Origin of the sequence: Streptomyces cyaneofuscatus, from assembly GCF_000718135.1 — a bacterium.
Lineage (GTDB): Bacteria > Actinomycetota > Actinomycetes > Streptomycetales > Streptomycetaceae > Streptomyces > Streptomyces cyaneofuscatus.
Genome location: NZ_JOEM01000005.1, coordinates 198138 through 216884 on the forward strand (window position 1 = coordinate 198138; position 18747 = coordinate 216884).

The 18747-nt window shown below is 72.3% G+C and carries 16 protein-coding genes; 9 read left to right on the forward strand and 7 right to left on the reverse strand.

Annotated elements, in window-relative coordinates; translation table 11 throughout:
• Positions 1-94 precede the first annotated feature (94 nt).
• The 5 genes from IF17_RS0109975 to IF17_RS0109995 form a co-directional block, all read right to left on the reverse strand.
• Positions 95-3253, reverse strand: coding sequence for an efflux RND transporter permease subunit (locus IF17_RS0109975; protein WP_030564275.1), 3159 nt, complete (start codon positions 3251-3253; stop codon positions 95-97).
• A 230-nt stretch (positions 3254-3483) separates the two neighbouring features.
• Positions 3484-4233: a response regulator gene (locus tag IF17_RS0109980; protein WP_244890450.1), complete on the reverse strand. Its 750-nt coding sequence runs from the start codon at positions 4231-4233 to the stop codon at positions 3484-3486.
• Positions 4230-5510 (reverse strand): sensor histidine kinase, encoded by a 1281-nt coding sequence (locus IF17_RS0109985; protein ID WP_030564279.1) that lies wholly within the window; start codon positions 5508-5510, stop codon positions 4230-4232. Before IF17_RS0109985 ends, IF17_RS0109980 begins: the two co-directional genes overlap by 4 nt.
• A gap of 170 nt (positions 5511-5680) precedes the next feature.
• The gene (pspAA, locus tag IF17_RS0109990; RefSeq protein WP_018511920.1) at positions 5681-5959 is read right to left on the reverse strand and encodes a PspA-associated protein PspAA; all 279 of its coding nucleotides are present in this window, start codon (positions 5957-5959) and stop codon (positions 5681-5683) included.
• Between the two features lie 13 nt (positions 5960-5972).
• Positions 5973-6755: a PspA/IM30 family protein gene (locus IF17_RS0109995; RefSeq protein ID WP_018511919.1), complete on the reverse strand. Its 783-nt coding sequence runs from the start codon at positions 6753-6755 to the stop codon at positions 5973-5975.
• A gap of 298 nt (positions 6756-7053) precedes the next feature.
• On the opposite strand from IF17_RS0109995, the gene IF17_RS0110000 reads away from it, so the two are divergent.
• The 3 genes from IF17_RS0110000 (at position 7054) to IF17_RS0110010 (ending at position 9632) form a co-directional block, all read left to right on the forward strand.
• Entirely contained in the window at positions 7054-7653 is a 600-nt protein-coding gene (locus IF17_RS0110000; RefSeq protein WP_018511918.1) for a DUF3043 domain-containing protein, read from the forward strand.
• Positions 7654-7727: 74 nt separating this feature from the next.
• On the forward strand, positions 7728-8420 hold the full coding sequence (locus tag IF17_RS0110005; RefSeq protein ID WP_076967612.1) for a class I SAM-dependent methyltransferase: 693 nt from the start codon (positions 7728-7730) through the stop codon (positions 8418-8420).
• Between the two features lie 123 nt (positions 8421-8543).
• Positions 8544-9632 (forward strand): S1C family serine protease, encoded by a 1089-nt coding sequence (locus IF17_RS0110010; RefSeq protein WP_030564283.1) that lies wholly within the window; start codon positions 8544-8546, stop codon positions 9630-9632.
• Between the two features lie 73 nt (positions 9633-9705).
• Here the strand turns inward: IF17_RS0110010 and IF17_RS0110015 are convergent, their stop codons facing one another.
• Positions 9706-9915, reverse strand: coding sequence for a hypothetical protein (locus IF17_RS0110015; RefSeq protein WP_006123939.1), 210 nt, complete (start codon positions 9913-9915; stop codon positions 9706-9708).
• A gap of 118 nt (positions 9916-10033) precedes the next feature.
• Here IF17_RS0110015 and IF17_RS0110020 point away from each other — a divergent pair, with 118 nt between their 5' ends.
• The 4 genes from IF17_RS0110020 (at position 10034) to IF17_RS1000000139455 (ending at position 15243) form a co-directional block, all read left to right on the forward strand.
• Positions 10034-11236, forward strand: coding sequence for a bifunctional adenosylcobinamide kinase/adenosylcobinamide-phosphate guanylyltransferase (locus IF17_RS0110020; RefSeq protein WP_030564285.1), 1203 nt, complete (start codon positions 10034-10036; stop codon positions 11234-11236).
• 215 nt (positions 11237-11451) lie between these two features.
• Positions 11452-12576: a nicotinate-nucleotide--dimethylbenzimidazole phosphoribosyltransferase gene (gene cobT, locus IF17_RS0110025; RefSeq protein ID WP_030564287.1), complete on the forward strand. Its 1125-nt coding sequence runs from the start codon at positions 11452-11454 to the stop codon at positions 12574-12576.
• An 85-nt stretch (positions 12577-12661) separates the two neighbouring features.
• Positions 12662-14485, forward strand: coding sequence for a phosphatidylglycerol lysyltransferase domain-containing protein (locus IF17_RS0110030; protein ID WP_030564289.1), 1824 nt, complete (start codon positions 12662-12664; stop codon positions 14483-14485).
• Positions 14486-14511: 26 nt separating this feature from the next.
• On the forward strand, positions 14512-15243 hold the full coding sequence (locus IF17_RS1000000139455) for a hypothetical protein (protein WP_030564291.1): 732 nt from the start codon (positions 14512-14514) through the stop codon (positions 15241-15243).
• Here the strand turns inward: IF17_RS1000000139455 and IF17_RS0110040 are convergent.
• Complete coding sequence (locus IF17_RS0110040; protein WP_030564293.1) at positions 15183-15947, reverse strand: hypothetical protein; 765 nt, start codon at positions 15945-15947, stop codon at positions 15183-15185. The genes IF17_RS1000000139455 and IF17_RS0110040 overlap by 61 nt on opposite strands.
• An 88-nt stretch (positions 15948-16035) precedes the next feature.
• Here IF17_RS0110040 and IF17_RS0110045 point away from each other — a divergent pair, with 88 nt between their 5' ends.
• Together IF17_RS0110045 and IF17_RS0110050 are read left to right on the forward strand one after the other, a co-directional pair.
• Positions 16036-16821, forward strand: coding sequence for an adenosylcobinamide-GDP ribazoletransferase (locus IF17_RS0110045; protein ID WP_030564295.1), 786 nt, complete (start codon positions 16036-16038; stop codon positions 16819-16821).
• 274 nt (positions 16822-17095) lie between these two features.
• Entirely contained in the window at positions 17096-18643 is a 1548-nt protein-coding gene (locus tag IF17_RS0110050) for a leucyl aminopeptidase (RefSeq protein ID WP_030564297.1), read from the forward strand.
• Positions 18644-18747: the final 104 nt, after the last annotated feature.

Consider the following 18747-nt stretch of genomic DNA (forward strand, 5'->3'; position numbering starts at 1 on the left):
TCGTTCGGGCCCCTCGCCTCACCGGTGCCGGGGACCCCGCAGGGGCCCGTCCCACGCGCGTGCGTGGGACAGGCCCCTGTGTCGTGTCAGGTTGTCAGGCCTTCGCGGGCTCCGTCTCCTTCGCCTCCTCCGGCTCCGGCTGTGCCGGGACGCCTGCCTTGGCTGCGCGCTTGGCGGCCTTCTTCTTGGCGCGGCGTTCCTTGCGGAGTTCGACCATCGCGTACAGCGTCGGGACCAGCACCAGGGTCAGGACCGTGGAGCTGATCAGGCCGCCGATCACCACGACGCCCAGCGGCTGCGAGATGAAGCCGCCCTCGCCGGTGACGCCGAGCGCCATCGGGAGCAGGGCGAAGATCGTGGCCAGGGCCGTCATCAGGATCGGGCGGAAGCGGTGGCGGCCGCCCTCGATGACGGCTTCGACGATGCCGAGGCCGCGTGAGCGGTACTGGTTGATCAGGTCGATCAGCACGATCGCGTTGGTGACCACGATGCCGATGAGCATCAGCATGCCGATCATCGCGGGGACGCCCAGCGGGGTGCCCGTGATGAGCAGGAGACCGATGGCGCCGGTCGCCGCGAACGGGACCGAGACCAGCAGGATCAGCGGCTGGACGAGCGAGCGGAACGTGGCCACCAGCAGCATGAAGACGATCGCGATGGCCGCCAGCATGGCCAGGCCGAGCTGCATGAAGGCTTCGTTCTGGTCCTCGGTGACGCCGCCGATGGTGGCGGTGGCGCCCTCGGGGAGGTCCAGTGCGTCGATCTTGGAGGCGAGCGTCGTGCTCACCGCACCCGTGTTGTCGCCGACCGGCTTGGCGGTGATCGTCGCCGCGCGCTGGCCGTCGATGCGGGTCATGGAGACCGGGCCGGGGACCAGTTCGACCTTCGCGATGTCGCCGAGCTTCACCGGGCCGAGCGGGAGGGCCTTCAGTTCGGCCATGGTGGCCGTCGGGCGGGACGACCTGATGACGATGTCGCGCTCGGTGTCGTCCAGTGTCGCGCTGCCGGCCGGGGTGCCGCGTACGGCTCCCGTGACGATCCCGCCGAGGGTGGTGGAGTCGAAACCGGCTGCCGCCGCCTTCTCGTTGGGGGTGACCGCGATGCGCGGGACGCTCTGGGCCAGGTCGCTCTGGACGTCGGTGACGTCCTTGATCGTGGCGACCTCCGTACGGACCGCCTCCGCCGCCTTCTTCAGGACCTCGGCGTCGGACGCCTTGACCACCACGCTGAGGTCCTGGGAGCCGAAGCCGTCGCCCGCCGCGATGGTGGTGTCGCCGATGCCGTCGAGCTTGCCGAGGGCCGCGTCGATACGGTCCTGGGCGTCCTCGTAGTCCGCCGCGTCCTTCAGCGTGACCTGGTAGGACGCCTGGTTGGAGCCCGTACCGCCGCCGAAGGCAGCCATGAAGCCGGAGGAGCCGACGGTGACCTGGTAGTCCTTGACGCCCTTGTCGTCGGTGAGGACCTTCTCGACCTTGCGGGCCGCCTCGTCGGCGGCTTGGAGGCTGGTGCCGGGAGCCAACTCCTGCTTGACGGTGAGGACTTCCTGCTCGCCCGCGTCGAAGAAGTTGGTCTTGAGGAGCGGGAGCATGCCGAACGTGGCGATGAGTACCGCGACCGCGATGACCAGGCTGGTGATCCGGCGGCGGGTCGCGAAGCGCAGGACGGGGACGTACAGGCGCTGGAGCTTGCTCGCCGCCTCCTTCTCCTCGGCCAGGCGGCGGGCCTCCGCCGCGTCCTCGGGGGTGCCCTTGGGGGCGCGCAGGAACCAGTACGAGAGGACCGGGACCACCGTCAGCGAGACCAGCAGCGAGGCCAGGAGCGCGGCGGTGACGGTCAGCGAGAACGAGCCGAAGAGCTGGCCGACCATGCCGCCGACCAGACCGATGGGCAGGAACACGGCGACGGTGGTGAGCGTCGCGGAGGTGACCGCTCCGGCCACCTCCTTGACCGCGGTGATGATCGCCGCGTGGCGCTCCTCGCCGTAGCCGAGGTGCCGCTTGATGTTCTCCAGGACCACGATCGAGTCGTCGACGACGCGGCCGATCGCGATGGTCAGCGCGCCGAGCGTCAGCATGTTCAGCGACAGGTCGCGGGTCCACAGCACGATCAGCGCGAGGACGACCGAGAGCGGGATCGAGACCGCGGTGACCAGCGTCGAGCGGATCGAGGCGAGGAAGACCAGGATCACCAGGACCGCGAAGACCAGGCCGAGCGCGCCCTCGGTGGTGAGGCCGGAGATCGACTTGGAGACGGCCGGGCCCTGGTCGGAGACGACGGTCAGCTCGGCGCCCGCTCCGAGGTCCTTACGGAGGTCGGGGAGCTTCTCCTTGACGGCGTCGGAGATGGCGACGGCGCTGCCGTCCTTGTCCATCGTGGCCATCACGGCGAGGCTCGGCTTGCCGTTCGTCCGGGTGATGGAGACCGCGGTGGACGGCTCCTGCTTCACCTCGGCGACGTCGCCCAGCCGCACCGGCTTGGCCGGGGCGTCTTCCGTAGCGCCCGCCGGGGCCTTGGCGACGATCTGGAGGTCCTCGATCTGCTTCAGCGAGGTGTAACCGCCGCCGACCTGGATCGTGCGGTTCTTGCCGGCCTCGGAGAAGGAGCCGGCCGGGAGCGTGGCGCCTCCCGCCTGGAGCGCCTGGGCGAGCGTGCCCGCGTTCAGGCCCGCCGCGGCGAGCTTCTTGTCGTCGGGGACGACGGAGACCTGGAGCTCCTGCACCCCGTCCACCGTGACCTGGCCGACGCCCTCGATGTCCTGGAGGGCGGGGACGACCGTGCGGTCCAGCTGGTCGGCGAGCGCCTGCTGGTCCTTGTCGGAGGTGACGGCGAGGACCACGGTCGGGATGTCGTCCGTGGAACCGGCGATGACCTGCGGGTCGACCGTCGGGGGCAGCTGGGCGCGAGCCCGGTTCACCGCCTGCTGGATGTCCGCGACGAGCTGCTTCGTACCCTCGTCGCCGAAGTCGAAGGTCGCCATGATGAGGGCGTTGCCCTCACTGGCGGTGGAGGTGATGCCCTCGACGCCGTCGACGGCCTTGAGGGAGTTCTCCAGCGGCTCGACGACCTGCTTCTCCACCACATCGGGAGACGCACCCTGGTAGGGGGCCAGCACCGAGACCATCGGGAGTTCGATGGTGGGCAGCAGCTGTTGCTTGAGCTGCGGTATCGCGATCGCGCCGAAGACGAGCGCGACGATCGAGATCAGCCCGATCAGGGCCCGCTGCGCGAGGCTGAATCTGGACAGCCAGGACATGGGTGGGTCTCTCTTCTGTGGCGTACGAGACGGAGGGGCGGGAGAGAGCGGGGACCCAAGGTCTGAGGTCCCGGTGTGTTCCGGGGTCCGCTCGGGGGGACAAGCCCGCCCGCTTATACGATCTCCGACCCGGATCGCCCGGACGTCGGTCCCCGGGCTGCTTTCTTATGCCGCGCATACCGCAGGTGGAGTACGCCGTCTCTCCACCCTCCGCGTCCTCCTGCTCCGCCTCACTCCACCCGGGGGCGTACCAGGCCCGACTCGTACGCGATGACGACCAGCTGGGCGCGGTCGCGGGCCGCCACCTTCGCCATCGCCCGGTTCACATGGGTCTTGACGGTGAGCGGGCTGACCGCCAGCCGCTCCGCGATCCGGTCGTTGGAGTGGCCGCCCGCCACCAGGACGAGCACCTCCCGCTCGCGCACGGTGAGCGCGGCCAGCCGTTCCGCGTACTCCGCGCTGTCCGGCCCCTCCCCCGAACTCCCGCCCTGGGCCAGGAAGGTGGCGATGAGCCCCTTGGTCGCCGCCGGGGAGAGCAGCGCCTCGCCCGCGTTGGCGATCCGGATCGCGTTGAGCAGCTCCTCCGGCTCCGCGCCCTTGCCGAGGAAGCCGGAGGCTCCGGCGCGGAGGGCCTGGACCACGTACTCGTCGACCTCGAACGTGGTGAGCATGACCACCCGCACCGCGGCCAGCGCCGGGTCGGCGCTGATCATGCGGGTGGCGGCGAGCCCGTCCGTGCCCGGCATCCGGATGTCCATCAGCACCACGTCGGCGCCGGTCTCCCGGGCCAGCTCCACGGCCTGGGCCCCGTCGGCCGCCTCGCCGACGACCTCCATGTCGGGTTCGGAGTCCACCAGCACCCGGAACGCGCTGCGCAGGAGCGCCTGGTCGTCGGCGAGCAGCACCTTGATGGGTGCCTCAGATGCCTCAGGTGCCCCAGGTGCCTCAGGCCCTGCAGGTGCCTGTACGGACTCGCTCATCGGCGCTCCCCCGTCGCGGCCGCCGGGCCGGGCTGTTCCGGTTCACCCGTGCGGGCCTCCAGGGGCAGGATCGCATGGACCCGGAACCCGCCCCCGTAGCGAGGTCCCGCCGTGAGGGCGCCGCCGAGGGCGGTGACCCGTTCGCGCATGCCGAGGAGACCGTGGCCGCCGCCGTCCGGGGTGCTCTCGGCACCCGGGCGCCCGGCCGCGCTCCCCCGGCCGTTGTCCAGCACCGTGATCTCGGCGGTGGTTCCGACCCGTACGACGCTCACCTCGGCCTTCGCTCCGGCGCCCGCGTGCTTGCGTACGTTGGTCAGGGCCTCCTGGATGACCCGGTACGCGGCCAGGTCGACGGCGGCGGGGAGCCTGGGGCCCCGGTCGGCGCCGGCCACCTCGACGGGGAGCCCGGCGTTGCGGAAGGTGTCCACCAGCTCGTCCAGGACCGCGAGGCCGGGGGCCGGTTCGGTGGGGGCCTCGGGGTCGCCGGACTGGCGGAGCAGGCCGACGGTGACGCGTAGCTCGTTGAGCGCGGAGCGGCTGGCGTCCCGTACGTGGGCGAGCGCCTCCTTCGCCTGGTCCGGGCGCTTGTCCATGACGTGGGCGGCGACCCCGGCCTGCACGTTGACCAGGGCGATGTGGTGGGCGACGACGTCGTGGAGGTCCCGGGCGATCCGCAGCCGCTCCTCCGCGACGCGGCGGCGGGCCTCCTCCTCGCGGGTGCGCTCGGCCCGCTCCGCGCGCTCCCGGATCGCGTCGACGAAGGCGCGCCTGCTGCGTACGGCGTCCCCGGCGGCCGACGCCATCCCGGTCCAGGCGAAGACGCCGAGGTTCTCCTGGCTGTACCAGGGCGTCGAGCCGAACACCATCGCGGCCACCGTCAGGATCCCCATGGTCAGCAGGCCGACCCGCCAGGTGGTGGGGCGGTCGGTGCGCGAGGCGACGGTGTAGAGCGCGATGACGGTGCTCATCACGACCGGGGCCGGCGGGTCCATGAAGATGTACTCGGTCGCCGTGAGGACGCCGGTCACCGCGAGGACCGGCATGGGGTGCCGCCGGCGCAGGACGAGCGCAGAGGCGGCCAGCACCATCAGCAGCACGCTGAACGCCTCGGGGGTGCGGGTCCCGAACGTCGGCCCGTGGCCGCCCTTGCCCGGGTCCGCGAACGAACCGCAGATCATCGCGATCAGGACGCAGAACGCCAGGGTCGCGTCGAACGCGAGCGGGTGGTCCCGAAGCCAGCGGCGGGCGCGCGCGAACCCGGAGGGGAGGGTGGTCACGTCCAGCAACGGTACGGCGTGTCGCCTACGGATCCGTCTCCGCGGTGTGCCGGTACGGCCACGGAACCACGGAACCGTACGAGGACAGCAGGCGCGTACAGCACGGTGCCCCGCACCGGGCAGGCCGGATGCGGGGCACGGGTGTGCGAGTGCTGGTGGAGCAGGTACGTCTAATTCGGGATGAGTCCGTCGTCGCTGAGCATGGCGCGCACCTCTTCGAGGGTCGCGTCGGGCGCCGGCAGGATCAGCTCCGACGGCTCCAGGGAGTCGTCGGGGAGCGGAGTGCCGAGCTCGCGCACCTTGTCGAGAAGCGCGTGGAGCGTGGTGCGGAAGCCGGGACCGTCCCCGCTGTCCATCTCCTTGAGCAGGACGTCGTCGAGCTCGTTGAGTTCGACGAAGTGACTGTCGGCCAGCTTGACCTGGCCTTCCCCCATGATCCGTACGATCATGACGCCGCCCTCACTACTGCTTGTCGAACTTGTGCGGGGACTGCTGCGACTGCTGCGTGCCGTCCTGGGCACCGCCCTCGATCGCCTGCTGCGAGGACGAGGAGCCGCCGGCCAGCTCGGCCTTCATGCGCTGGAGCTCCAGCTCCACGTCCGAGCCGCCGGAGATCCGGTCCAGCTCGGCGGCGATGTCGTCCTTCGCCGTGCCGGTCGGGTCGTCCAGGGCGCCGGAGGCGAGCAGCTCGTCGATGGCGCCGGCTCGCGCCTGGAGCTGCTGCGTCTTGTCCTCGGCCCGCTGGATCGCCAGGCCGACGTCGCCCATCTCCTCGGAGATGCCGGAGAAGGCCTCGCCGATCCGGGTCTGCGCCTGGGCCGCCGTGTAGGTCGCCTTGATGGTCTCCTTCTTGGTGCGGAAGGCATCGACCTTGGCCTGCAGCCGCTGGGCCGCGAGGGTGAGCTTCTCCTCCTCGCCCTGCAGCGTCGTGTGCTGCGTCTCCAGGTCGGTGACCTGCTGCTGGAGGGCGGCGCGCCGGGACAGCGCCTCGCGCGCCAGGTCCTCACGGCCGAGCGCCAGCGCCTTGCGGCCCTGGTCCTCCAGCTTGGACGACTGGCCCTGCAGCTGGTTCAGCTGCAACTCCAGCCGCTTGCGGGACGTCGCGACGTCGGCGACGCCGCGGCGCACCTTCTGAAGCAGCTCCAGCTGCTTCTGGTACGAGTAATCCAGGGTCTCGCGCGGATCCTCGGCCCGGTCAAGGGCCTTGTTTGCCTTCGCGCGGAAAAGCATCCCCATACGCTTCATGACACCGCTCATGGGCTTCGCGCGCCCCCTTCTGACGGACTGAGCTCCAGCACTCCCGATAGAACCCACAGTACGGGCCCTGTCTCTATTACCGCACTGTTCGAGTCCCGATGTGCTCCTCCCCAAGGACGACTGAGCCCGGCCGGTGCTCCCGCCCAGGGTGTAGGTGACGGTCAGGGAAACCGATGGTTAAGGCCTGTTCTGCCCCTGTCGGGTGCCTACAGGGACGCCGTCCGTTGCCGGATCGTTCCCGCCCGGGTCCACGAGCCCGCAGCCCGACCCCGTACCCTTGGGTTTTGTGTTCCGTAGCCGTGCCAAGACAGAGAAGGCCCCCACCGACAAGGTGACGGCGGACCTCTCCCAGCAGCCCCGCGACCCGCAGGCTCCCAAGGGTCGCCCCACCCCCAAGCGCAGCGAGGCCCAGACGCAGCGCCGCCGTGCCGCGTCCAGCGCGCCGACCGACCGCAAGGCGGCCGTGAAGCGCCAGCGCGAGGCGCGCCGGGCCGATCTGGCCCGGCAGCGTGAGGCGCTCGCGTCGGGCGACGAGCGGTACCTCCCGGTCCGCGACAAGGGCCCGGTGCGGCGCTTCGTCCGTGACTTCGTGGACTCGCGCTTCTGCATCGCCGAGTGGTTCCTGCCGCTCGCCGTGGTCATCCTGATCCTCAGCGTGATCCAGGTGCAGAACATCCAGAGCATCTCGCTGCTGCTCTGGATGGGTGTGATCATCCTGATCGTGATCGACTCGATCGGTCTGTCGATCCGCCTGAAGAAGCAGCTGCGGGAGCGTTTCCCGGACACCCCCAAGCGCGGTGCCGTCGCCTACGGTCTGATGCGCACGCTCCAGATGCGTCGTCTGCGGCTTCCGAAGCCGCAGGTCAAGCGCGGAGAGCGGCCCTGAGCACGGACACCTCCGGCTCCACTGCTCCCGTAGGCGTACGGGACACCGTCCGCCAGGAGCTCGTCGCCCGGCAGCTGGACGAGCAGATAGCCGGGCGGTTCCCGGTCGGTCAGCGGTTGCGCGTCCTGGACGTCGGCATGGGCCGGGGCGTCCAGGCGTTGCGTCTCGCGCGGGCCGGTCACTCGGTGACCGGCCTGGAGTCGGACGCCGAGCTGCTGCGGGTGGCCCGCGAGGCCCTGGCGACCGAGCCCGAGGGCATCCGGGCGCGGGTCAAGCTGATCGAGGGGGACGGCCGGGAGACCGGTGTGCACTTCCTGCCCGGCAGCTTCGACGTGGTGCTCTGCCACGGCGTCCTGATGTACGTCGAGGAGCCCGACCCGATGCTGGCCGGGCTGGCCCGGATGCTGGCGCCGGGCGGTCTGCTCTCGCTGCTCGTGCGGAACGCGGACGCCCTCGCGATGCGCCCCGGCCTCACCGGCGACTTCGGTGCGGCGCTGGAGGCCTTCGACTCGGCGACGTACACGAACGACCTCGGCCTCACCGTGCGGGCCGACCGGCTCGACGCGCTGCGGGCCACCCTGGCCGGGATCGCCGCCCCGCTGCACGCCTGGTACGGGGTCCGGGTCTTCACCGACAACGCGGCCGACGGGACCGAGCTGCCCGCAGGGGAGCTGGAGCGGGTGCTGACCCTGGAGGACCGGGCCGGGCGGACCGACCCGTACCGGGGTGTCGCGGCGCTGCTGCATCTGTGCGGAGTGCGCGGCTAGCGGACAGCGGCTGGCGGCTGGCGGCTGGCGGACAAGCGGTCGGCAGGCGGTACGGGGACCGGGGGCCCTCGTTCGGCCCATCAGTACAGGCACCCGAAAGGGTGGGGGCATCAGACTCCGGATATGGACGCATCCCCCTCCCGCCGCTCCGCACGGCGCCTGCCGCCCCTGATCGCGGGGGTCTGCGCGATCGCCCTGGCGGCCGGCTGCTCCGGCGCGGAACCGGCGGCATCCCCCGCGCCGGAGGCCAGTCCCTCCGGTACGGCCCAGGGCTCCGTGACCCGTGACACCGCCGAGCTGGAGAACGCCTACAAGGCCGTCATCAACGATGTGCTGCCCTCGGTGGTGCAGATCGACGCGTCGGACAGCCTCGGTTCCGGGATCGTCTACGACGACAAGGGCCATATCGTCACCAACGCCCATGTGATCGGCGACGAGAAGACCTTCAAGGTCACCGTCGCCACCGGGGAGGCGGTGCTGAACGCCTCGCTGGTCTCCTCGTACCCGGAGCAGGACCTCGCGGTCATCAAGCTGGACGACGTACCCGACGGTCTGAAGCCCGCGAAGTTCGGCGACGCGGAGAAGGTCGAGGTGGGGCAGATCGTGATGGCGATGGGCTCGCCGCTCGGCCTCTCCAGCAGCGTCACCCAGGGCATCGTCTCGGCGCTCGGCCGGACCGTCAGCGAGAGCCGGGCGGGCGGTGGCACGGGCGCGACGATCGCCAACATGGTGCAGACCTCGGCGGCGATCAACCCGGGCAACAGCGGCGGGGCGCTGGTCAACCTGAGCAGCGAGGTGATCGGCATCCCGACCCTCGCGGCGACCGACCCGCAGATGGGCGACAGCGCGGCGCCGGGCATCGGCTTCGCGATCCCCGTCTCGATGGTGCGGACGGTCGCCGACCAGATCATCAAGGACGGCCGGGTCACCGACTCGGGCCGGGCCGGGCTGAACATCACCGGCCGTACGGTCGTCGACGACTCCTACCGGCCCGCCGGGGTGGCGCTGGTGAGCGTGGAGCGGGACGGCGCCGCGGGCGAGGCGGGGCTGCGGGCCGGGGACATCATCACGAAGATCGGCGACACGGCCGTCACCACCATCACCTCGCTCTCCGAGGCCCTGGCGGGCGACCAGCCGGGCGACAAGGTGACCGTGACGTACACCCGGGACGGCGACAGCAGGACGGCCGAGGTCACGCTCGGGGAGATCTGAGACCTCCCGAACGGAGAAGAGGACGGAGAAGAGGGCGGTACGGAATCTCCCGTACCGCCCTCTTCTGCGGCGTTCAGGCGCCGTCGGCCTGCAGGCTCATGGGGCCGTAGATCTTGGTCGAGTCCTCGAAGAGCGTCACCTGGGCGGCGCCGCCCTCCAGGAGCTCCTTCCAGTACTCACCGATCCAGGACTCCGCGTCGCCCTGGGTGGTGAACTCCTCCGGCTGCAGCGCCGGCTCCGTCTCCGTACCGTCGGACTTCTCGAACCGCCACGTCCACGCCATGTCCGCCTCCTGGGTCGCGTTGCGCCCGACTCCCGGGCCCGTTGCCGCTCCTGGGTCAGTTGCTGCCCGAAGCCTAGCCGGGCGCGCACCCGGCGTGAGGACACGGGAGGATCAAGGTGTGGAACTGACTCTGCTCGGCACCGGAGCCCCCGACGGGCTGCCGCGCCCCTCCTGCCCCTGTGCGGCCTGCGCGACGGCCCGTGGTCCGTGGGCGCGCGCCGCGACCGCCCTGCTGATCGACGACGCGCTGCTGCTGGACCTGACCCCGGGAGCGGTGTTCGCGGCCGCCCGCGCGGGGCATTCGCTGGGCGCGGTGCGCCAGGTGCTGCTGACCCATCCGCACGACGGGCCCGCCGTGGAGCTGCCGCCCACCCTGCCGCCGGCCGGGCGGGTGCCGGACGGCCAGGTGTTGACGCTGATCAGCGGGCACCGGGTGCGGGCGGTGCCGATGGACGCGCCGGGGACCGGTTACGAGGTGGGCTCACCGGACGGCGAGCGGCTGCTGTACCTGCCGCCCGGGGCCGCGCCCGCCGGTCTCGACGGGCGGGTCGAGCGGCCGTACGACCTGGTCGTCGGCGATGTCGTCGGGCGGCCCGACGCGGTGGCGCGGCTGCGGGCGGTCGGCGCGGTCGGGCCGGCCACCGAGGTGATCGCGGTCCACCTGGACCACGACGCCCCGCCGGGTGGGGTGCTGGACCGGCTCCTGGCGGCGGCCGGGGCGCGGGCGGTGCCGGACGGGACGACGCTGGTGGTGGGCGAGTACCCGGTGGTGCCGGACGTGCCGCGCCGGGTGCTGGTGACGGGCGGTGCCCGGTCGGGGAAGTCGGTGGAGGCGGAGCGGCGTCTGGAGACGTTCCCGGAGGTGGTGTATGTGGCGACCGGCGGGCGGCGCGAGGGGGACCCGGAGTGGGCGGCGCGGGTGGGGCTGCACCGGGAGCGCAGGCCGGGCGCGTGGCGGACCGAGGAGACCTGCGAGGTGGCGGAGCTGCTGGGCGCGGAGGGGCCGCCGCTGCTGGTGGACTGCCTGTCGCTGTGGCTGACCGACGCGATGGACCGGGTGGACGCCTGGGAGGACGTGCGGTGGCGGGAGGGCGGCCAGGAGGCATTGCGGGCGCGGGTCGCGGAGCTGGTGGCGGCGGTGCGCCGGACCCGGCGTCAGGTGGTGCTGGTGACCAACGAGGTGGGTGCGGGGGTGGTCCCGGCGACCCCGGCGGGGCGGCGGTTCCGGGACGAGCTGGGGCGGCTGAACGCGGCGGTGGCGGCCGAGTGCGAGGAGGTGCTGCTGGTGGTGGCGGGGCAGGCGGTGGTGTTGCGGGGGTGAGGGGGCGTTCCTAGGTGCGTCTCGCGGGGTGAGGGGGGCGGTCCTGAGCTGGTCTCGCGGGGTGAGGGGGGCGGCCCTTGGTGCGTCTCGCGGGGTGAGGGGGCGTCACCGCTACCTCTCGGGCCGTCCGGGCCGACCGGTACTGTTCCCGGCAGGGGCCCGCCGCCGGGTGCCCGGACCGGAAACCGACGTGACGACCCGCGAGGCAGACCTCCGTGAACCTGGACGACTTCTCCGACCTGATCGAGCGCCCCGACGGGGGCGTACGGCGCGACGCCGAGGAACGGCGGGAGCGGCTGATCGTCCCGCCGGGGGCCCTGGGCCGGCTCGACGAGCTGGGCGAGTGGCTCAGCGCCGCGCAGCAGTCCGTACCGGTCAAGGCCGTCGCGCAGCCGCGCGTGGTGCTCTTCGCCGGTGACCACGGGGTGGCGGAGCTGGGCGTCTCGGGGCGCGCGGCGGGCACCGCCCATGAGCTGGTGCGGGCGGCTCTCGACGGGGCGAGCCCGGTGGCGGTGCTGGCCCGGCGCTTCTCGGTGCCGGTGCGCATCGTGGACGCCGGGGTCGACTGCGACCCGGAGCTGCTGCCCGAGTCCGTCGTACGCCACCGGGTGCGGCGAGGGTCGGGGCGCATCGACATCGAGGACGCGCTGACCGCCGAGGAGGCCGAGCGGGCCGTCCGCCTGGGCATGGCGATCGCCGACGAGGAGGCGGACTCCGGCACCGATCTGGTGGTGCTCGGCGACCTGAGCGTCGGCGGGACCACGGCTGCGGCCACCCTCATCGCGGCGCTGTGCGGTACGGACGCCTCGGTGGTGACCGGGCGCGGCGGTGCGGGCATCGACGACCTGACCTGGATGCGCAAGTGCGCCGCGATCCGGGACGCGCTGCGCCGGGCCCGGCCGGTGCTCGGCGACCAGCTGGAGCTGCTGGCCACGGTGGGCGGGGCGGACCTGGCCGCGATGACGGGGTTCCTGCTCCAGTCGGCGGTGCGCCGGATGCCGGTGATCCTGGACGGGGTCGTCGCGGCGGCCTGTGCGCTGGTGGCGCAGCGGGCGGCGTTCCGGGCGCCGGACTGGTGGCTGGCCGGGCAGGTCAGCGGGGAGCCCGCGCAGTCGAAGGCGCTGGACCGGATGGCGCTGACCCCGCTGCTGGACCACGGGGTGACGGTGGGCGAGGGCACGGGGGCGCTGCTGGCCCTGCCGCTGGTGCAGGCGGCTGCCGCGTTCGCCGCCGAGCTGCCGGAGCGTACGCCGGCGGCGGCGGAGGAGACCGCTGCCGAGGACGAGGCTGAGGCCAAGGACGAGGACGGGGTCGACGTGAAGGCACTCGACGCGACCTGAGCGGCCGGGGGCGGCGGTGCGGGGCAGGCCCCGTGAGCTACCTTCGCCGCCCCTATGTCCGTAATGCGCCATATGATCGCCTCTCATGGGAGAGGTTCGATCGGCCGAAGAGGCAGCCCGGCACAGCACCGCCCGTTCCCGGCGCAGCGCGGCGTTCGCCATCTGGTACCTGCGCGTCGTCTCGTTCATCAATTTCCTGAGCGCCGTCTGGGTCACCCTCGGCCAGGACCTGCGCCGCCACAACACCGAGAACTACTTCACGCCGTACCTGCTCACGGCCGGGTTCTCCTCCGGGGTGATCGCCCTGTTCCTGGCGGTCACCATGCGGCGGCGGAAGCGGGCCGCGTGGATCGTGAACATGGTCCTGGGCGGGCTCGTCCTCGTCGCGTATCTCCTCGCGTTCTTCTTCGGGGAGATCCGGCAGCACGCGCAGAACTGGGTCTCCCTGGCGCTGACGGCCGCCTTCGTCGTGGCCCTGGTGCTGGGGCGGCGGGAGTTCTACGCCAAGGGCGACCGCTCCAATCCCAAGCTGGCGTCCCTGGTCGCCGTGGTGGGGCTGCTGGTCACCTCGCTGATCGCGACGGCCCTGGTCACCGTCACCAACACCGCCCACGACGACTACCGCTCCACCTTCCTGGACCGCTGGCGCTACGGCGCGCTGCGGCTGATCTCGGTGGCCGCCGACGACTCACGCTTCCCCGGGATCGCCACCCCGGGGTGGGTCAACGTCGTCATCAACATCCTCTCCACGCTGCTGCTGATCGCCGTCGTGTACGTCGCGTTCCGCTCCCGCCGGGCCGTCGACCCGCTCTCCCCCGAGGACGAGGCGAAGCTGCGCGCCCTGCTGGACAAGCACGGCGACCGGGACTCGCTCGGCTACTTCGCTCTGCGCCGGGAGAAGAGCGCCGTCTGGTCCCCGACCGGGAAGGCAGCCGTGGTCTACCGCGTGGTCGGCGGGGTCTCGCTGGCCTCCGGCGACCCGATCGGCGACCCGGAGGCCTGGCCGGGCGCGATCGACCCGTGGCTCGCGGAGGCCCGCGAGCACGGCTGGATCCCGGCGGTGATGGGCGCCAGCGAGGAGGCGGGCACGGTCTACGCCCGGCACGGCATGGACGCGCTGGAGCTGGGTGACGAGGCGATCGTGGAGACGGCCGACTTCACCCTCGACGGGCGGGCGATGCGCGGGGTGCGCCAGGCCTACAACCGGGTCAGGCGCGCCGGTTACGAGGTGACCATCCGGCGCCACGCGGACATCCCCGAGGCCGAGATGGCCGAGCTGGTCCGGCGCGCCGACGACTGGCGCGACGGGGAGACCGAGCGCGGCTTCTCCATGGCGCTCGGCCGGCTCGGCGACCCGGCGGACGGACAGTGCGTGATGCTGGAGTGCCGGAACGCGAGCGAGGGCGGAAAGCCGGGCAAGGACGACACGGGAAAGCCGGATCGGACACAGGCCCCCGGCGAACTCCGCGCCGTCCTCAGCTTCGTCCCCTGGGGCCCGCACGGCCTCTCCCTGGACCTGATGCGCCGCGATCGGGAGGCGGAGAACGGCCTCATGGAGTTCATGGTCATCCAGCTCCTCCAGCGCTCCGGCGAGATCGGGATCACGCAGGTCTCGCTCAACTTCGCCATGTTCCGGTCCGTCTTCGAGAGGGGATCGCGGCTCGGCGCGGGACCGGTGCTGAGGCTGTGGCGTGCGCTGCTGAGCTTCTTCTCGCGCTGGTGGCAGATCGAGTCGCTGTACCGGGCCAACGCCAAGTACCGACCGATCTGGGAGCCACGTTTCATGTTGTTCGAGAAGAGCGCCGACCTGGCGCGCATCTCCATCGCGGCAGGCCGCGCCGAGGGGTTCCTGGAAGCGCCGGGGCTGCCGAAGTGGCTGCACCGCGCGCGTCTCGGCGCCCCTAGATGAACCGCTCCGGGATGAGCCGCTCCGGCATGAGCCGCCTTCCGGCGCTGCGCCGGGCCGCGCGGCGGGAGTGGGGCCCGCTCGTCACCACCGTACGGACGGGGCTCCACGACCACGGCGTACGGGCGCTCGCACTGACGTGGACGGCGGTGGCGCTGACCGCGACCGTCCAACTGGTCCAGAACCAGTCGTGGGGCTACGGACCGGTGCAGAGCCTGGGGGCGGTGCGGGCCGAGGACCCGGTGTGGCTGGCTCTGCTGCGTACCCCGCTGTCCCTCTTCGTCCCCGCCCTCGACCTGCCGGTGTGGGGTGCGCTGGCGCAGATCCTGCTGGTGTTCGGCATCGCGGAGGTGTGCCTGGGGCGGTGGCGCACCCTCGCGATCGCGTACATGGCCACGCTGGCGGGGACCCTGTACGCCCGGGTGGGCACCGCCCTCGGCCCGGACGCGTTCCTGGGGCTGCCGGCCTCGGACGCGCAGGTGGTGGACACCGGGCCGTCCGCTGCGGTGGTGGGGCTCGCGGTGTACGTCTGCCACGCCTACCGGGCCTGGTTCACCGGGGCGCTGGTGGTCGTCGCGATGGTGGTGGAGGTCCTGGTCAAGGACAACCTGGCGGGCCGGGAACATCTGGCCTCCATCGCCGCCGTCCTGGTGGTCTGTGCCGTACGGGAGTGGCTCGGGCGGCGGCGGACGGACGGCGGTCAGGGCTTGCGGGCGGGCGGCAGCGGGACCCGGTCGGGGGCGCCGCCGATGAGGTCCTGAAACTTCCGGCGCGGCCCCGCCCACCGCACATCGTGGTGGTAGGCGCGCAGCACCGCCTTGGAGCGGGCCCGATGGCGGTTGCGGTAGAACCGCTTGGCCCACATCGAGGTGGGGCGGGCCAGCCGGATCGCCCCGATCAGCGCGACGAACGGGACGAGGGTGCCCAGCACCGCCATCCGGGTCTTGCCCTTGAACAGCGCGATCAGGACGAAGCAGAAGTTGACCGCGTACGAGGTGATGACGCCGAGCCTGCTCTGCTGCTCCTCGTCGGTGACGTCGTCCACGCCGAGCGGTGAGAACCCCGCCAGGACCAGCAGCACGAGCGAGGCGGTCAGCACGACCACCTCCACGCTCTGGCGGCCCTCCTCGGTCCAGTACACGTCGTCCAGATGCAGGATCAGCGCGAACTCGTCCAGCACCAGACCGGCCCCGATCCCGAAGATCACCGCGAACACCCCGGCGGCCACCCCGTGCCTCCCGGCGGCCACCGCGCCGAAGCCGCCGACCACCGTCAGCACGACCCCGGGCACCACGTGGTGGACGTGGATCCCGCCCGGGGTGATGTTGCGGAACGGGCCCTTCCCCGCGCGGATCATCCGTGTGATGGTGCGCGTGACGGCGAAGGTCAGCACGAAGGCGGCCAGCGCGAGGAGCAGCGGGAGCTTGCCCGGCTCGGCGATGTTGGTGTGCCACCAGTTACCCATGCCACCCGCTCCCGATGTGCTCAGCTCTGCGGCTTTTCTGACGTTTTGGCCAATCTATCCGTACGCGGGAGCGGCTAACCTGCCCGCGGTGACCTCCCTGAACAGCCACGGGCTGCGTTTCGCCTTCGGCACCCTCACCGTGCTGCCCGTCCGCGTGACCCGCTGGGACCGCGCGACCGCCAGGGCCGGGATGCTCTGCGCCCCGCTCGCCGGGCTCGTCGTCGGCCTGCTCGCCGCCGGGCTCGGCGCGCTGTCGCTGCTGGCCGGGTCGGGGCCGCTGCTCGCCGCGGTCGTCTCCGTCGCGGTGCCCGCCGCGCTCACCCGGGGGCTGCATCTGGACGGCCTCGCCGACACGGCGGACGGCCTGGGCAGCGGGAAGCCGGCCGAGGACGCGCTGCGGATCATGAAGCAGTCCGACATTGGGCCGTTCGGTGTCATCACCCTGCTGCTGGTACTGCTGGCCCAGGTCGCCGTCCTCTTCGAGCTGTACGGGGAGGGGGGCTGGGCGCACGGCGCGCTCGGGGCCGTCGTCGCGGCCGTCGCCGCCCGGCTCGCGCTCACCCTGGCGTCCCGTCAGGGCGTCCCGGCGGCCCGGCCGGAGGGGCTCGGCGCGGTGGTGGCGGCCACGGTCCCGGTGAGGTGGGCGGTGGTCGTGGCGGCGGTGACGGTGGCCCTGTGCGCGGCGGCGGGCGCGGCCTTCGGCCCGTACGGTGCACTGCACCACGCGCTCGCGGTGCTGGGCGCGCTCGCCGCCGCCGAACTCCTGCTGCGCCACTGCGTGCGGCGGTTCGGCGGGGTGACCGGGGACGTGTTCGGCGGGGTGGCGGAGACGGCGGCGACGGCGGCCCTGGTGGTGCTGGCGCTCGGCCCCTGACCGGCGTACGACAGGTCGCGGGCGCCCGGCCCCTGATCGGCGTACCACCGGTCGGGACCGGCCCCTGATCACCGTAGGACCGGTCAGGAACCGGCCCGCGCACGGCCGGAACCGACCGCCTTACCGGTCGGGAACGGCCCGCCGCCGTAACCCCCGGCGAACGGCGCGCGTAGGCTCGATCCCGGCACATTGCGGAGGCGTCTACGATGCGCCGGGCACGGTCGGCCCACCCCTCGACCGAACTGGAACTCAACGGAAGCGAGATTTCACCACCGTGACTGCTCTCACTCTCAGCACTGCCGGTGCGGCGACGCTGCGCGCCGACGCACTCGTCGTCGGCGTCGCGAAGGGCGCCAAGGAGCCGGTCCTCGCGCCTGGCGCCGAGGCCGTGGACAAGGCGTTCGACGGAAAGCTCGCCACCGTTCTCGCGACCCTGGGGGCCGTGGGTGCCGAGGGCGAACTGACCAAGCTGCCCGCGCCGTCCGGCCTCAAGGTCCCGGTCGTCATCGCGGTCGGCCTCGGTCCGGTCCCGGACAAGGAGGACGCGTACGACGCGGAGGCGCTGCGGCGCGCCGCGGGTACCGCCGCCCGTGCGCTGTCCGGCTTCAAGAAGGCCGGCTTCGCGCTGCCCGCCGGCTCCGTCGAGGACGCCGCGGCCGTCGCCGAGGGCGCCCTGCTCGGCGCCTACGCCTTCACCGCCTACCAGGGCGGCGAGAACAAGCTCGCCCCCAAGGACGCCAAGGCCAAGGACAACGGCCCGAAGCTCCCGCTCGCCGAGATCACCCTGGTCGGCGCCAAGCCGCGCGACAAGGCGTACAAGGCGGCCGTCGAGCGCGCCCTCGCGCTGGCCGAGGAGATCAACCGCGCCCGCGACCTGATCAACACCCCGCCCAACGACCTCTACCCCGAGTCCTTCGCCGCCGTGGCCACCGCCGCGGGCAAGGAGCACGGCATCAAGGTCCAGGTGCTCGACGAGAAGGCCCTGGTCAAGGGCGGCTTCGGCGGCATCCTCGGCGTCGGCCAGGGCTCGGCGAACGGCCCGCGCCTGGTGAAGCTCGCCTACACCCACCCGAAGGCGGAGAAGACCCTGGCCCTCGTGGGCAAGGGCATCACCTACGACTCGGGCGGCATCTCGCTCAAGCCGGCCGGCCACAACGAGACGATGAAGTGCGACATGAGCGGCGCCGCCGCCGTGTTCGCCGCCGTCGTCACGGCCGCCCGCCTCGGCCTGAAGGTCAACGTGACCGGCTGGCTGGCGCTCGCCGAGAACATGCCCTCCGGCACCGCCACCCGCCCCGGTGACGTGCTGCGCATGTACAGCGGCAAGACCGTCGAGGTCCTCAACACCGACGCCGAGGGCCGGCTCGTCCTGGGCGACGCGCTCACCCGCGCCTCGGAGGAGAAGCCCGACGCGATCGTCGACGTGGCGACCCTGACCGGCGCGATGGTGCTGGCGCTCGGCAACCGCACCTTCGGCATCATGGCCAACGACGACGCCTTCCGTACGTCGATCCACGAGATCGCCGAGGAGGTCGGCGAGGCCTCGTGGCCGATGCCGCTCCCCGCCGACCTGCGCAAGGGCATGGACTCCCCCACCGCCGACATCGCCAACATGGGCGAGCGCATGGGCGGCGGCCTGGTGGCCGGTCTCTTCCTCAAGGAGTTCGTGGGCGAGGGCATCGCCTGGGCGCACCTGGACATCGCGGGCCCGGCCTTCCACGAGGGCGCCCCGTACGGCTACACGCCCAAGGGCGGCACCGGCTCCGCGGTCCGCACCCTGGTGCGGCTCGCCGAGCGCACCGCCGACGGCGACCTGGGCTGAGTGAGCGACGTGTGCGGCCCCGGGCATAGGTCCGGGGCCGTACGTGTTGTCCGGGCGGAACCGGTGAGAAGGAGAGCGGAACCGGTGAGAAGGAGACAGGGTTT